Genomic DNA, 1,209 nt, shown 5'->3' with positions numbered 1-1,209 from the left:
GAGGGTGTCAGAAATTTTGTGTTCGGGCATAACATGAGTAAGAGGTGCATGTATGCCAACCAAAAAGAAACCCTTGCGTGACCTGCCCAAAATCCCCAAAGAGCTGCTGGAGCAGTTCGGTGAGGGCCTGATGACCGCAGAGGCTATCGAGGATGCCTCTGCGGCGTTCAAGAAGGCCTTGATCGAACGCGCTCTGCACGCCGAACTTGGCCACCACCTGGGTTATCCGCCGGGCGCGCAGCGCCCAGAGGATGAAACCAACCAGCGTAACGGCAAGAGTGGCAAGACGGTTTTGACCGGCGATGGCCCGCTGCGGCTGGAAATTCCTCGTGACCGAGACGGCAGTTTTGCGCCCATTCTCATCCCCAAGCATGAGCGGCGGTACACCGGTTTCGATGACAAGATCATCGCCATGTACGCCCGTGGCATGACGGTCAGAGAGATCCGAGCCTTTCTGTCCGAGCAGTATGGAACAGAGGTCTCACCCGACTTCATCAGCTCTGTGACAGACGAGGTCATGGAAGAAATTGGCGCGTGGCAGCAGCGGCCACTGGAGCCCATGTACCCGGTCATTTTCTTCGATGCACTGCGGGTGAAGATCCGCGAAGAAGGCTTGGTGCGCAACAAGGCCATTTACTTGGCGCTGGGCGTTCTACCCGACGGGACGCGCGATATCTTGGGCATCTGGATCGAGAACACCGAGGGTGCGAAGTTCTGGATGAAGGTCTTTAACGATCTCAAGACACGTGGTGTCGAGGATGTGCTGATTGCCGTGACCGATGGCCTCAAAGGCATGCCAGAGGCTCTCAGCGCCGTGTTTCCAGAGACGACGCTGCAGACGTGCATCGTGCACCTGATCCGCAACAGCCTGGACTTTGCAGCCTGGGACAAGCGGCGGGCACTGGCCAAGGCGCTCAAGCCGATCTACCAGGCCATCAACGCCGAAGCGGCTGAGCAGGCACTCGATGAGTTTGAAAACGGGCCCTGGGGCAAGCAGTATCCAACGGTCGTTGCGGCCTGGAGACGCGCCTGGGATCGAGTGATTCCCTTCTTTGTCTTCCCACCAGCCATCCGGAAAGTGATCTACACCACCAACGCCATCGAGAGTATCAATGCCCAGCTGCGCAAGATCATCAAGACCCGAGGCCATTTCCCGAACGATGACGCAGCTACCAAGCTGATCTGGCTGGGGCTGCGAAACATCACGGC

At 58.1% G+C, this 1,209-nt stretch carries 1 protein-coding gene; it reads left to right on the top strand.

Going from position 1 to position 1,209, the window contains the following annotated elements; translation table 11 throughout:
* Positions 1 to 52 precede the first annotated feature (52 nt).
* Positions 53 to 1,209, top strand: a 1,157-nt coding sequence (locus tag AC25ND_RS26355) for an IS256 family transposase (protein ID WP_486976681.1), incomplete at its 3' end; no start/stop codon positions are given.

It is taken from the genome of Pseudomonas sp. P110(2024), from assembly GCF_057480795.1.
This window is presented reverse-complemented; position numbering and strand designations above follow the sequence as displayed.